Source organism: Sphingomonas sp. (assembly GCF_035944535.1).
Classification (GTDB): Bacteria; Pseudomonadota; Alphaproteobacteria; order Sphingomonadales; family Sphingomonadaceae; genus Sphingomonas_B.
The window spans coordinates 1-13,330 of record NZ_DASZBC010000009.1; the positions used below are offsets into that span (position 1 = coordinate 1).

Annotated in this window: 11 protein-coding genes; 8 read left to right on the forward strand and 3 right to left on the reverse strand. The window is 66.2% G+C overall.

Annotation, left to right across the window (positions count from 1 at the left end; translation table 11 throughout):
- Window positions 1-111: 111 nt before the first annotated feature.
- Window positions 112-765, reverse strand: a complete 654-nt coding sequence (fsa, locus tag VGT77_RS09405) for a fructose-6-phosphate aldolase (protein ID WP_327461869.1) — start codon at window positions 763-765, stop codon at window positions 112-114.
- A 124-nt stretch (window positions 766-889) separates the two neighbouring features.
- Between fsa and VGT77_RS09410 the strand changes: the two genes are divergently transcribed.
- The 4 genes from VGT77_RS09410 (at window position 890) to VGT77_RS09425 (ending at window position 6,926) form a co-directional block, all read left to right on the forward strand.
- The gene (locus VGT77_RS09410) at window positions 890-2,170 is read left to right on the forward strand and encodes an aspartyl/asparaginyl beta-hydroxylase domain-containing protein (protein ID WP_327461871.1); all 1,281 of its coding nucleotides are present in this window, start codon (window positions 890-892) and stop codon (window positions 2,168-2,170) included.
- Between the two features lie 73 nt (window positions 2,171-2,243).
- Window positions 2,244-4,412, forward strand: a complete 2,169-nt coding sequence (locus tag VGT77_RS09415) for a primosomal protein N' (RefSeq protein WP_327461873.1) — start codon at window positions 2,244-2,246, stop codon at window positions 4,410-4,412.
- A 49-nt stretch (window positions 4,413-4,461) separates the two neighbouring features.
- Complete coding sequence (locus tag VGT77_RS09420) at window positions 4,462-5,328, forward strand: alpha/beta hydrolase (RefSeq protein ID WP_327461875.1); 867 nt, start codon at window positions 4,462-4,464, stop codon at window positions 5,326-5,328.
- Window positions 5,329-5,447: 119 nt separating this feature from the next.
- Window positions 5,448-6,926, forward strand: coding sequence for a serine protease (locus VGT77_RS09425; protein WP_327461877.1), 1,479 nt, complete (start codon window positions 5,448-5,450; stop codon window positions 6,924-6,926).
- Here the strand turns inward: VGT77_RS09425 and ada are convergent.
- Window positions 6,923-7,960: a bifunctional DNA-binding transcriptional regulator/O6-methylguanine-DNA methyltransferase Ada gene (ada, locus tag VGT77_RS09430; RefSeq protein WP_327461880.1), complete on the reverse strand. Its 1,038-nt coding sequence runs from the start codon at window positions 7,958-7,960 to the stop codon at window positions 6,923-6,925. The two genes, VGT77_RS09425 and ada, sit on opposite strands and share 4 nt — an antisense overlap.
- Before the next feature lie 3 nt (window positions 7,961-7,963).
- Window positions 7,964-8,398 (reverse strand): DUF1203 domain-containing protein, encoded by a 435-nt coding sequence (locus VGT77_RS09435; RefSeq protein WP_327461882.1) that lies wholly within the window; start codon window positions 8,396-8,398, stop codon window positions 7,964-7,966.
- Between the two features lie 290 nt (window positions 8,399-8,688).
- Between VGT77_RS09435 and VGT77_RS09440 the strand changes: the two genes are divergently transcribed.
- The 4 genes from VGT77_RS09440 to atpD all read left to right on the forward strand — a co-directional run bounded on the left by VGT77_RS09440 (window position 8,689) and on the right by atpD (window position 13,278).
- Complete coding sequence (locus VGT77_RS09440) at window positions 8,689-9,243, forward strand: F0F1 ATP synthase subunit delta (RefSeq protein WP_327461884.1); 555 nt, start codon at window positions 8,689-8,691, stop codon at window positions 9,241-9,243.
- A gap of 11 nt (window positions 9,244-9,254) precedes the next feature.
- Window positions 9,255-10,784: a F0F1 ATP synthase subunit alpha gene (atpA, locus tag VGT77_RS09445; protein ID WP_327461886.1), complete on the forward strand. Its 1,530-nt coding sequence runs from the start codon at window positions 9,255-9,257 to the stop codon at window positions 10,782-10,784.
- 113 nt (window positions 10,785-10,897) lie between these two features.
- Window positions 10,898-11,782: a F0F1 ATP synthase subunit gamma gene (locus VGT77_RS09450; protein ID WP_327461888.1), complete on the forward strand. Its 885-nt coding sequence runs from the start codon at window positions 10,898-10,900 to the stop codon at window positions 11,780-11,782.
- 23 nt (window positions 11,783-11,805) lie between these two features.
- On the forward strand, window positions 11,806-13,278 hold the full coding sequence (gene atpD / locus VGT77_RS09455; RefSeq protein WP_327461890.1) for a F0F1 ATP synthase subunit beta: 1,473 nt from the start codon (window positions 11,806-11,808) through the stop codon (window positions 13,276-13,278).
- The last annotated feature ends 52 nt before the right edge of the window (window positions 13,279-13,330 follow it).

The window sequence follows — 13,330 nt, forward strand, 5'->3', positions numbered from 1 at the left end:
CAATAAGCCCCTCCCCTTCAGGGGAGGGGTTGGGGTGGGGGCTGTCCGGGGTTGTGGAGTGGCCGACCTGCCTCACCCCCAACCCCTCCCCTGAAGGGGAGGGGCTTGAAGTCACCCAATCTTCTGCCCGGACTTGGCCCAATCCGCCATGAACCCCTCTATCCCCTTATCGGTCAGCGGGTGCTTGACGAGTGCGCGGATCACGGCCGGGGGCATGGTCGCGACATCGGCGCCGAGCTTCGCGCTCTCCAGCACATGGATAGGGTGGCGCACGCTTGCGACCAGGATCTCGGTCTCGAAATCATAATTGTCGTAGATCAGCCGGATGTCGCTGATCAGCTGCATGCCGTCGAAGCCGACATCGTCGTGCCGGCCGACAAAGGGCGAGATGAAGGTCGCGCCCGCCTTGGCGGCAAGCAGCGCCTGGTTGGCGGAAAAGCAAAGGGTGACGTTCACCATCGTGCCGTCATCGGTCAGCTTGCGGCAGGTCTTCAACCCGTCCAGCGTCAGCGGCACCTTGATGGTGACATTGTCTGCAATCTTCCGGAGGATCTCGGCCTCCTTCATCATCGTCTCGTGATCGAGCGCCACCACCTCGGCCGACACCGGCCCCGGCACGATCGCGCAAATTTCCTTCACCACCTCCAGAAAGTCGCGCCCCGCCTTGTGGATCAACGACGGATTGGTGGTGACGCCGTCGAGCAGTCCCGTCTCGGCAAGTTCGCGGATGTCGTTGGTGTCGGCGGTGTCGACGAAGAATTTCATGTGGCCCTTTAATCCTTCTGCGTCACCCCGGACTTGATCCGGGGTCCAGCTTCTTTACGGACGCTGTCAAGTGGAAGCGGGACCCCGGGTCAAGCCCGGGGTGACGAGAAGTGAGAAAAGCAGAGTGAACGACGCGCAAGTGGCGCAACTCTTGTCGGCGGCGGCGGCCGAGCAGCGGGCGCAGCGGCCACAGATGGCCGTCCGGTATCTGGAACAGGTGGTGGCGATCGTGCCGGATCACCCCCAGGCGCTGAACTCGCTCGGCACCCATGCGCTCGGCGCCGGCGAGTTCGAGCGCGCACGCGACCTGTTCGCCCGCGCCGCCGCTGCCGACCCGAATGAGCCCGTGCTGTGGATGAATGTCGCTCGCGCAGCGCGCGAATTGGGCGACGATGCTGGCGAGCTCGCAGCCCTCGACAAGGCGCTCGCGATAGACGCCCGCTTCTTTCTGGCGTTGTTGCGCAAGGCGCATCTGCTGCAGCGCCAGGGCCAGGATGTTGCGGCGGCAACACTCTGGTCGAACGCCTCGATGGTAGCGCCGCCGCAGGAGCAACTGTCGCAGGAACTGCGCGACCTGCTTGCTCACGGCCTGGCCTTTGCCTCGGCACAGCAGCAGCGGACCGCAGCCTTGCTCGACCAGGAGCTTGCTTCCGCACGCACCGGGCTGGAACGGCGCGACACACGGCGCTTCGACGCGGCCGTGGACGCGATGCTCGGGCGGCGGCGCATCTATGCCAATCAGTGCGACGGGCTGCACTTCCCCTTCCTGCCCGCGGACGAGTTTTTTGATCGCGAGCATTTCCCTTGGCTGGCCGAGCTGGAGGCAGCGACGCCCGCCATCCGCGCCGAACTGCAAGATCTGCTGGCCAAGGGCGACAAGGGCTTTGCGCCTTATGTCCAGTATCCGTCCGGCTATCCCGAGAGCAAATGGAGCCATCTCGACCATAGCGAGCGGTGGAGCGCCTATTTTCTATGGCGGCACGGCAAGCGGATGGACGAGCATTGCGCGCGCTGCCCCGAAACGGCTGCCGTGCTCGCCAAACTGCCTCTCGCCAGCCACGCGGGCCGGGCGCCGACTGCCTTCTTCTCGCTGCTCCACCCGAAGACGCGCATTCCGCCGCACACCGGCGTCACCAACACCCGCACCATCGTCCATCTGGCGCTGATCGTTCCCGAAGGCTGCGGCTTCCGCGTCGGCGGCGAGACGCGGCAATGGGTCGAAGGGGAAGCCTTCGCTTTCGACGACACGATTGAGCACGAGGCGTGGAACGACAGCGACCAGCTCCGCGCGGTGCTGATCCTCGACGTCTGGAATCCCTACATTACGGCGGAGGAACGCAAGCTCGTCGATCGGCTGTTCATGGCCGCCGACGCCAACGGCCTTCACCCATTTCCGGACGACTAGTCCAGGTTTCTTCGTGATTCATGAACAAGTTCGGGATGACGAGGCGGAGTTCCGCTCCTAACTAGCCGCTCCCATGTCCCGCGCCCGCGTCCTCCTGCTCAATGCCGCGCTCGGGCCGCTCGATTACCGAGTGCCGCACGGGATGTCGGTCGAACCGGGCTCCATTGTCGTCGCGCCCCTCGGCCCGCGGCAGCTGACCGGCGTTGTCTGGGAGCCCGAGTTGATGCCGTCGGCGGGCGAGGTCGGGGACAACCGGCTGCGCAACCTCCTCGCCGTGCATGAGGCGCCGCCGCTCAACGCCAGACTGCGGCGACTGATCGAGTGGACGGCTGATTATTATCTCGCGCCGCCTGCCGCCGTGCTGCGCATGGCGCTGCCCTCCTCGTCGGCGCTGGAGGGCGGACGTACCGTGCTCGAATATCGCGCCACGGGGTTGGTCCCGGACCGGCTCACACCACAACGCGCGCAGGCGCTGGAGCGGATCGGCGATCGCCAAGGACTGGTGCGCGAACTGGCAATGATCGCCGGAGTGTCCGACGCGGTAATCCGCGGCTTGTGCAAGGCGGGGGCCATCGAGCCGGTCGAAGTCTCGCTCGACACGCCGTTCGACGCTCCCGATCCGGACCATAGTCCGCCCGACCTCACCCCTGAACAGCAGGCCGCCGCGACTCGCTTCACACAGGCTGTCGGCGCGCGCGCGTTCCAGACGTTCCTGCTCGACGGGGTCACCGGATCGGGCAAGACCGAAGTTTATTTCGAGGCGATTGCCGAGGCGCTGCGCCAAGGGCGCCAGAGCCTCGTCATGCTGCCCGAGATCGCGCTGACCGAGCCGTTCCTCCGCCGTTTCGCCGCCCGGTTCGGCACGCAGCCGGTCGCGTGGCATTCGGACCTGCGCCAATCGCAACGCCGCCGCGCATGGCGCGCTATCGCCAGCGGAGATGCGAAAGTGGTGGTCGGCGCCCGCTCGTCGCTGTTCCTGCCCTATGCCAATCTCGGCCTGATCGTCGTCGATGAAGCGCATGAGGCGAGCTTCAAGCAGGAGGAAGGCGTAAACTATCACGCGCGCGACACGGCCGTGATGCGCGGACGCTTCGAGGAGATTCCGGTGATCCTCGCCTCTGCAACGCCGGCGATCGAAACGCGTCACCAGGTCCAGCTTGGCCGCTACGAGGAAGTGAAACTGCCGGCACGCTATGGCGGCGCCCAGCTACCCGATATCGAGGCGATCGACCTCCTCTCCGATCCGCCGCCCCGCGGGCACTGGCTGGCCCCGACGCTGGTCAAGTCGATCGAGGAGACGCTCGAACGCGGTGAGCAGGCGCTCCTGTTCCTCAATCGCCGCGGCTATGCGCCGCTGACCTTGTGCCGCCATTGCGGCCATCGTTTCCAGTGCCCGAACTGCACCGCCTGGCTGGTCGAGCACCGGCTCATCCATCGGCTGCAATGCCATCATTGCGGGTTGATCGCGAAGCCTCCTCAGCATTGCCCGGAGTGCAAGGCCGAGGACTCGCTCGTCGCCTGCGGGCCGGGTGTCGAGCGGATCGCCGACGAGGTCGCCGTCCTCTTCCCCGACGCGCCGCGCGCCATCGTCACTTCGGACACGATCTGGTCTCCCGCCCGCGCCGCCGAGTTCGTCGCGCGGATGGAAGCGAACGAGATTTCCATCGTGATCGGCACGCAGCTCGTCACCAAGGGCTATCACTTCCCCAACCTTACGTTGGTTGGCGTGGTCGATGCCGATCTGGGCCTGTCCGGCGGCGATCTGCGCGCAGCGGAACGCACCTTTCAGCAGATCGCCCAGGTGGCCGGCCGCGCCGGTCGCGGCGCGAAGCCGGGCCGGGTCTTCATCCAGACGCACGATGTGAATGCACCGGTGATCCAGGCACTGGTGAGCGGTGACGCAGACAGCTTCTACGCGGCGGAAACGGATGCGCGGCACGAGGCCGGCGCGCCACCCTTCGGCCGAATGGCGGCGATCATCGTCTCATCGGAAAATGCTCAGGCCGCGACCGAGACGGCACGGCTGATCGGCAAGACCGCGCCGCACATCGAGAATATGCACGTGTTCGGCCCCGCCCCTGCCCCGCTGGCCATGCTGCGCGGACGGCACCGCCACCGCCTGCTGATCCATGCCACCCGTGCGCTCGACGTGCAGGACGTGATCCGCGAGTGGCTGGGCGCGCTCGACTGGCCGAACAGCGTGCGGGTCACGGTGGACGTTGATCCCTACAGCTTCCTTTGACGCACGCGCCGTCGTAAGACGAGGCAGCAAAAGGTTCAGGAGAGACAGCGTGTTCCGTGGATTGTTCGCGGCTGCGGCCATGATTGCCGCAGCCCCTTCGTTCGCCGCCTTCAACTCCGATCGTATCAGCGTTACGACCGAGGGCTCGGGCCCGGATGTCGTGCTGGTGCACGGTCTGGCGTCTTCGCCACGGGTATGGAAGGGCACGGTCGAGCGGGTGCCGGGCTTCCGTTATCACCTGGTGCAGATTGCCGGCATGGGATCGGCGGCGCCGGGAGGCAATGCGCAGGGGGCGGTAGTGGCGCCGGTCGCCGATGAGATTGCGCGCTATATTAACGAAGAGAAACTGCAGGCGCCGGCGCTGATCGGCCACTCGATGGGCGGCACGATCAGCATGATGGTGGCGGCGCGCTACCCCTCCAGCATCTCGAAGCTGATGGTGGTCGATATGCACCCCTTCATCGGCCAGATGTTTGCCGGCCCCACCGCGACCGCGGACAGTGTGCGCCCGATCGCCGACGCGATGCGCGCCCGCTCTGCCAAGGCGACGCCGGAAGAGCGCGCCGCCGAGCGCGAACGGACGATCAACTCGATGATCAACACCGTCGCCGAACGCACCGGCCCGCTCGAAGATAGCCGCGCCAGCAATCCGGACACCATCGCCAATGCCTTCTCCGAGCTGATCGTTACCGACCTGCGGGGCGAGCTGCCGGCGATCAAGGTGCCGACCACCGTGCTCTACGTGACGCCGGCCGGTGCGCCCTTTACCGACGCCCAGATGGATGGGGTGTATCAGGCAGCCTACGCCCCAATCGCGGGCGCCACGGTGAAGCGCGTGCCGGGCGCCGCCCACTTCATCATGCTCGACGCACCCGATGCATTCGCGGAGGAAATAAAAGCGTTTCTGACGCGCTGACCCCGGGAACCGTTCGGCCTGAGCTTGTCGAAGGCCTGTTCTTCATTGTTGTGAGGCGGGTAGTGAAAAGCAGGGCTTCGACAGGCTCAGCCCGAACAGTGTTGAAGATGGCGCTGAGCATGGCTTTGGCGCTATTCTCCTCTCCAGCCCTAGCCCAGGACAATCTGGACGTTGCGGCAGCGGGGCGCAGCGTGGTGCGGGTCGTTGTGGTCTCGATGGAAGACGGGGAAGCGGCGGGGATCGGCACCGGTAGCGGCGTCGCGGTCGCGCCCGACAAGATCCTCACCAACGCTCATGTGCTGACCGACGCCGCCGAGGGCGAAGCGATTATCGGCGTCGTGCCTTCGGAAGGCCGCAAGCGCTTTACCGGCAGGCTGATCGCCTATGAGCCGCAGCGCGACTTGGCACTCATTCAGCTGATCGACGGCCGGGTGGAGCCGGCGACGATCGCTACCGGGCCCGTGCAGGACGGCGCGGCAGTGGCGGCGCTCGGCTATCCTTTTTCCGTCGATCGGGCGCGCGAACTGAGCGCCGAGGGCTTCGTCACGCCCGCCGCGCCGGTCAAGAGCTGGGGCCGAGTCTCGGGCGGCCAGTCTTCGCAGCGCTTCGACACGGTGCTGCACGACGCCTCCATCGGTCGGGGCAACTCGGGCGGACCGCTGGTCGATGCCTGCGGGCGGATTGTCGGCATCAACAGTTTCGTCTCCAATTCCGAAGGCGTGGATGCTGTGTTCGGCTTCTCCGTTTCCGTTCGCGAGATACTTCCGTTTCTCCGCTCGGCCGGAGTGCGCGCGAATGTGACCGGCCTGCCCTGCCGAAGCAGCGCCGAGCAGGCGGCGATCGACGAACGGCTCGCGCGCGGCGAGGCCCAGCAGGCGGAGGAGGCGCGCAAGCGCGCCGCACTTTCGCAGGAACGACTCGCCAGCCGCCGCCAGCAGCTCCGCGACGAGATCATGGCCGAACGCGACACCGGCCTTGCGGTGGCAGGGCTGCTGCTCGTGTTCGGCGTGCTGTTCGTGAATGGCGGGATGGTATTGGCAGTGCACCACGACCGAAAGCTCGCGACCGCGTCCGGTGCGGCCGGCCTGCTGCTGATGGCCGGAGCGCCGATTGCCTGGGCCGAGCGGCCCGACCTTGATCAAGCCGATATGCGCCTCGCCGCCGAACAGCCGCGCGCGCGATCAGTAGCTGGAGTGCAAGGTGCCCTGCTCTGCCGTCCGGACCTGGAGCGAAGCAGGCTGACCGTATCCGAGCCGAAGGAAGTGCGCCTCGATTTGACCGGCCCAGGCTGCGAGTCGGGCCGCACCGCCTTTGCGGAGACGGACGGTCGCTACGAGCGGGCCGATGTGTCTCCGCGCGAAGCGATCGCGCAAGTACGCCGGCTCGACTCCGACAACGGTCGGCTGACTGTCGAGCGCTTCTTCCTCTCCGCGGAAACGGCAGCGGCCGCGCGTAAGCTGCAGTCGCGCCACGCGGTCGCCGGCTGCGAGCCTGATGCCTCCCGCAGCGTTGGCGAACTCAACGCCGCCCTGCGCGACTTGCTGCCCCCCGCTCCCAACGAGCGGCTGGTCTATAGCTGCCGGCCGGATGCAGGCTAGGCGCCGGCCTCCCGACGCAGCAGCTCCGCCTTGCGCTCCAGCCCATAGGCATAGCCGCCAAGCGTGCCGTCGCTGCGGATAACGCGGTGGCAGGGGATCAGCACCGCGACATTGTTGTCGCCATTGGCTGTGCCCGCCGCCCGTACCGCCCCCGGCCGCCCCACGGCTGCCGCGATCTGGGCATAGGTCCGCGTTTCGCCCGGCGGGATCCGCTGCAACTCGCGCCACACCGCCTGCTGAAAGACGGTGCCGTGCACGTCCAACGGTAGATCGTGAGGCGCGCCGGGCGCGTTCACCGCCGCGACCACCCGCTGCACCAGTTCGGTCATTTCGCCGCCGCCATGGGCGATTTCCGCCTTGGGGAAGCGCCGGACGAGCGCAGATTCGTCCTCGTCGAAGGAGAGGCGGCAAATGCCCTTCTCCGTCGCCGCAACCAGCATGGTGCCGAGTTCCGTTTCCGCAGTCGCCCAGCGGATCGTCACCCCCGCGCCGCCATTGCGCCAGGCGCTGGGCGTCATCCCCAGCCGTCGCCTGGCATCCTCATAGAAGCGGCTCGGGCCCGAATAGCCCGCGCCGTAGATCGCGTCGGTGACGCGGGCTTCCCGCGCCAGGCTCTTTTCCATCTGCCCGGCGCGTCGCGCCCGGGCATAATCGGCAGGCGTGACGCCGGTCGCGCGCTTGAACAGCCGGTGGAAGTGGAAAGGCGAATAGCCGACCGCCTCCGCCAGCGCGTCCAGCGACGGCGGCGTTTCAGCGGCTTCGATCAGCGCGATTGCCCGCTCGACCGCTTCGGCATCGCGCGCGACCTCGTCCGGCTTGCAGCGCAGGCACGGCCTCAGTCCGGCTTGCGCAGCCTCCGATCCGGTGGCGAAGAAACGGACATTGTCGCGCTTGGGGTGCCGCGCGGCGCAGCTCGGCCGGCAATAGATGCCCGTCGTCAGCACGCCGGTGACGAAGCGGCCGTCCACGCTCCGGTCGCGCCGCAGCACCGCCGCCCAGGCTTCGTCGTCGCTGTATTTGAATGCGGTCGCCATGGCTCAGTCTCGCACGATCCGCGCGGCAAAACAGCCCGCCGCGGCATTATGGGCGTTGATGAAGGCGATATCCGGCCGCTCCAGCATCGCCCTGATTGCCGGGTCGATCTCCTCCCCGCTCGCCAGTTCGGCCGTGCGGAGATCGCCTGCTTCGTCGAAGCCGCGCAGGCTGATGGTTCGAGTCGCGAAGACAGGCGGCAGCACATCGCAATACGTAATCGCGACCAGTGCCTGTTCGCGCACATAGATGGCAAAGCTGGCGCGGAACGGGCCTTCGCTGTCGTTCGATACATGGTTGAACAGCAACACCGTCTCGCCGATCTCGGCATCTTCCAGCGTGGCGCGGCAAGGGAAGCCGGGCTTGGCCGTAACAGTTACCCGCCGCGCATCGGCGGCGCGGGCGAGTTGCGGATCGAGTCCCTGGATCAGATAGGCCAATGCATGTCTCCTTGTCGGAGCCTCGTTTAGCTGCGCGCGATTCGCTTCGCGTCCCGCGCCTTGCGGTCAAAGCTCCAGACCAGCGCTCCCCGGCGGAGGCCGGGGTCCATGGAACGAGAATGAGGCGTGGGCCCCGGCCTTCGCCGGGGAACACGCTGCTCCTTGTGCCACGCTTTGAGCCGCTTGCATCGTCCGCACCCCTTTGCTAACCGCCGCCGCGACTTGGCCGGGTGCGTTCGCGCGCCCCCTTTGGCGCAAGCTGACATTCACCTCTTGGAGGCATTTCACGCGTGGAGAATTCCGGCGGCATTGGGGCTAGCCTTTCAGGGCGCTATGCGACCGCGCTGTTCGAGCTCGCGCGCGAGGAAAAGCAGATCGAGTCGGTGGAAACGAGCCTCAGCCGGTTGCGTGCGGCGCTCGACCAGTCGGATGATTTCCGCACCCTGACGACCAGCCCCGTGGTCAGCCGCGAGGAAGCCGCGAAGGGTATTGCCGCCACGGCAAACGCGCTCGCGCTCGATCCGATCACCACGCGATTCCTGGGCGTGCTCGCGCAGAATCGCCGTCTCGGACAGCTGCCGATGGTGATCCGCAACTTCCGCATGCTGGCTGCCCGCCACCGCGGCGAAACGACGGCGGAAGTCACCTCCGCCCACCCGCTCGACGATACTCAGGTCGCGCAGCTGAAAACGCAGCTGCGTCAGCGCATTGGCCGCGACGTCGCCGTTGAACTCAATGTCGATCCCACCATCTTGGGCGGGCTGGTCGTCCGCATCGGCTCGCAGATGATCGACAGCTCCATCCGCACTCGTCTGAACTCCCTCGCGCACGCGATGAAAGGCTGAAGGCTTACACAATGGATATCCGCGCCGCAGAAATCTCCCGGGTCATCAAGGACCAGATCGCCAATTTCGGCACCGAAGCCGAAGTGTCCGAAACCGGCCAGGTGCTGTCGGTCGGCGACGGCATCGCGCGCGTCTATGGCCTCGACAATGTCCAGGCCGGCGAAATGGTCGAGTTCGCCAATGGCGTGCAAGGCATGGCGCTGAACCTTGAGGCCGACAATGTTGGCGTCGTGGTGTTCGGCTCCGACGCCGAGATCAAGGAAGGCGACACTGTCAAGCGCACCGGCACCATCGTTGACGTGCCGGTCGGCAAGGGTCTGCTCGGTCGCGTGGTCGACGGTCTTGGCAACCCGATCGACGGCAAGGGCCCGATCGTGGGTGCAGAGCGCCGCCGCGCCGAAGTGAAGGCGCCGGGCATCATTCCGCGCAAGTCGGTGCACGAGCCGGTGCAGACCGGCCTGAAGGCACTGGACGCGCTCGTCCCTGTTGGCCGCGGCCAGCGCGAGCTGATCATTGGCGACCGCCAGACCGGCAAGACTGCCGTCGCGATCGACACCTTCATCAACCAGAAGGAAGTCAACAAGGGCGACGACGAGTCGAAGAAGCTTTACTGCATCTATGTCGCGGTGGGGCAAAAGCGTTCGACCGTCGCGCAGATCGTGCGCATGCTCGAAGAAAATGGCGCAATGGAATATTCCATCGTCGTCGCCGCGACCGCGTCGGACCCGGCGCCGCTGCAGTTCCTCGCGCCCTATACCGGCTGCGCGATGGGGGAATATTTCCGCGACAACGGCATGCACGCGCTGATCGTCTATGACGATCTGTCGAAGCAGGCCGTCGCTTACCGCCAGATGTCGCTGCTGCTGCGCCGTCCGCCGGGCCGCGAAGCCTATCCGGGCGACGTCTTCTACCTGCACAGCCGCTTGCTGGAGCGCGCCGCCAAGCTCAACGACGCGAACGGCAATGGCTCACTGACCGCGCTGCCGATTATTGAGACGCAGGCGGGTGACGTGTCCGCCTATATCCCGACCAACGTGATCTCGATCACCGACGGCCAAATCTTCCTTGAGACCGACCTGTTCTTCGCCGGCATCCGTCCGGCCATTAACGTCGGCCTCTCGGTCAGCCGCGTCGGCTCGGCCGCGCAGACCAAGGCGATGAAGAAGGTGTCTGGCTCGATCAAGCTCGAGCTCGCCCAGTATCGCGAAATGGCGGCGTTCGCGCAGTTCGGTTCGGACCTCGACGCGTCGACCCAGAAGCTGCTCGCTCGCGGCGCCCGGCTGACGGAGCTGCTGAAGCAGCCCCAGTTCAACCCGATGCCGTTCGAGGAGCAGACGGTGTCGATCTTCGCCGGCACCAACGGCTATCTGGACAATGTGCCGGTCGAGGCGGTGACCCGCTATGAGCGCGAGATGATCGCTTACCTGCGCTCCTCGCATCCGGACGTGCTGTCGGGCATCCGCGACAGCCGCGACCTGGGCGACGACGTCAAGGGCAAGCTCAAGGGCGCTCTCGACCAGTTCGCGAAGACGTTTGCGTAAGACCTAACCCGTCATCCCGAACTTGTTTCGGGATAAGGCGTCCGCCCGCGAGGACCCGGAAGTCTTATGCTGAAACGAGTTCAGCATGACGGCACAATGGACGAATTGAGAAGATGGCCAGCCTCAAGGCTCTGAAACTCCGTATCGGCTCGGTGAAGTCGACGCAGAAGATCACCAAGGCGATGAAGACCGTCGCCGCCGCGAAGCTGCGCCGTGCGCAGGACGCGGCGGTGGCCGGCCGCCCTTATGCCGAGCGGCTGGAAGCGGTGATGGCGAGCCTTGCCTCGAAGGTGACGATCAGCGCCTCCTCGCCACGCCTGCTCGCCGGCACCGGCAAGTCGGATGTGCACCTGATCGTCGTCATGACTTCGGAGCGCGGTCTCGCCGGCGGCTTCAACACCAACATCGTCCGCGCGGCCCGGCGCCAGGCCGACGAGTTGCAGGCGCAGGGCAAGACGGTCCGCTTCTACCTCGCCGGCCGCAAGGGCCGCGGCGTGATCAACCGCTATTACCCCAAGCAGACGCTGCACGACTTCGACATGAGCCATGCCAAGAAGGCGGCGTTCGAGGACGCGCAGGCGATCGCGCAGGACCTGATCGCCCGCTACGACGCCGGCGAGTTCGACGTCGCGCACCTGTTCTTTTCCAGGTTCCAGTCGGCGCTGGTGCAGGAGCCGACCGGCAAGCAGATCATCCCGGTGCCGCTCGACGCCACAAGCTCTGCTTCCTCAACTTCGGTCTCGGCGGCCGTCACCTACGAGCCCGACGAGGAAGCAATCTTGGCGGACCTGCTGCCGAAGAACGTAGCGATTCAGATCTATCGCGCGCTGCTCGAGAACCAGGCCGGCTTCTACGGCTCGCAGATGACCGCGATGGACAATGCGACCCGCAATGCCGGCGATATGATCAACCGCCTGTCGATCGCCTATAACCGGCAGCGCCAGGCTGCGATCACCACCGAACTCGTCGAAATCATCTCCGGCGCTGAGGCGCTGTAAAGTTACGCTGAAGGAAGACGCACATGCTTGAGCCTCAGACTCTCGAACGCTCGACTGCCGCGGGCGGCAATACGGGCCGCATCGCCCAGGTGATCGGCGCCGTCGTCGACGTGTCGTTCGACGGCCACCTCCCCGCCATCCTGTCGGCGCTCGAGACGGACAATGGCGGCAACCGCCTCGTCCTCGAAGTTGCGCAGCATCTCGGCGAGAACACCGTCCGCACCATCGCGATGGACTCGACCGAAGGCCTGACCCGCGGACAGGCCGTGCGCGACACTGGCTCGCAGATCCGCGTGCCGGTCGGTCCCAAGACGCTCGGCCGAATCCTGAACGTGGTCGGCGAGCCGATCGACGAGCGCGGCCCCGTCGGTCACACCGAAACCGCGCCGATCCATGCCGAAGCGCCGGTGTTCGTCGACCAGTCGACCGAAAGCTCGATCCTGGTCACCGGCATCAAGGTGATCGACCTGCTCGCGCCTTACGCCAAGGGCGGCAAGATCGGCCTGTTCGGCGGCGCCGGCGTCGGCAAGACCGTGCTGATCCAGGAGCTGATCAACAACATCGCCAAGGGCCATGGCGGCACCTCGGTGTTCGCCGGCGTCGGCGAGCGAACCCGCGAGGGCAACGACCTTTATCACGAGTTCCTCGATGCGGGCGTCATCGCCAAGGATGCCGAGGGCAACCCGACCTCCGAAGGCTCGAAGGTGGCCCTGGTTTATGGCCAGATGAACGAGCCGCCGGGCGCTCGCGCCCGCGTCGCGCTATCGGGCCTGACGATCGCCGAATATTTCCGCGACGTTGAAGGGCAGGACGTGCTGTTCTTCGTCGACAACATCTTCCGCTTCACCCAGGCGGGTTCGGAAGTGTCGGCGCTGCTCGGCCGCATCCCCTCGGCCGTGGGCTATCAGCCGACGCTCGCGACCGACATGGGCGCGCTGCAGGAGCGGATCACCTCGACCAACAAGGGCTCGATCACCTCGGTCCAGGCCATCTACGTGCCTGCTGACGACTTGACCGACCCGGCGCCCGCCACGTCGTTCGCGCACCTGGACGCCACCACCGTGCTGTCGCGCGCCATCTCGGAGCTCGGCATCTACCCGGCGGTGGACCCGCTCGACTCGACCAGCCGCGTGCTGGAGCCGCGGGTCGTCGGCCAGGAGCATTACGAGACTGCCCGCGCCGTCCAGTCGACGCTGCAGCGCTACAAGTCGCTGCAGGACATCATCGCCATCCTCGGCATGGATGAGCTGAGTGAAGAGGATAAGTTGGTCGTCAGCCGCGCGCGCAAGATCCAGCGCTTCCTGTCCCAGCCCTTCCACGTCGCCGAAGTGTTCACCAACATCCCGGGCAAGTTCGTCGCACTCGAAGACACGGTGAAGTCGTTCAAGGCGGTGGTGGATGGCGAATACGACCACCTGCCGGAAGCCGCCTTCTACATGGTCGGCGGCATCGACGAGGCGGTCGAAAAGGCCAAGAAGATGGCGGACAACGCGTAATACCTCGTCATTGCGAGCGTAGCGAAGCAATCCAGTGCCGCATCCGAGCTGC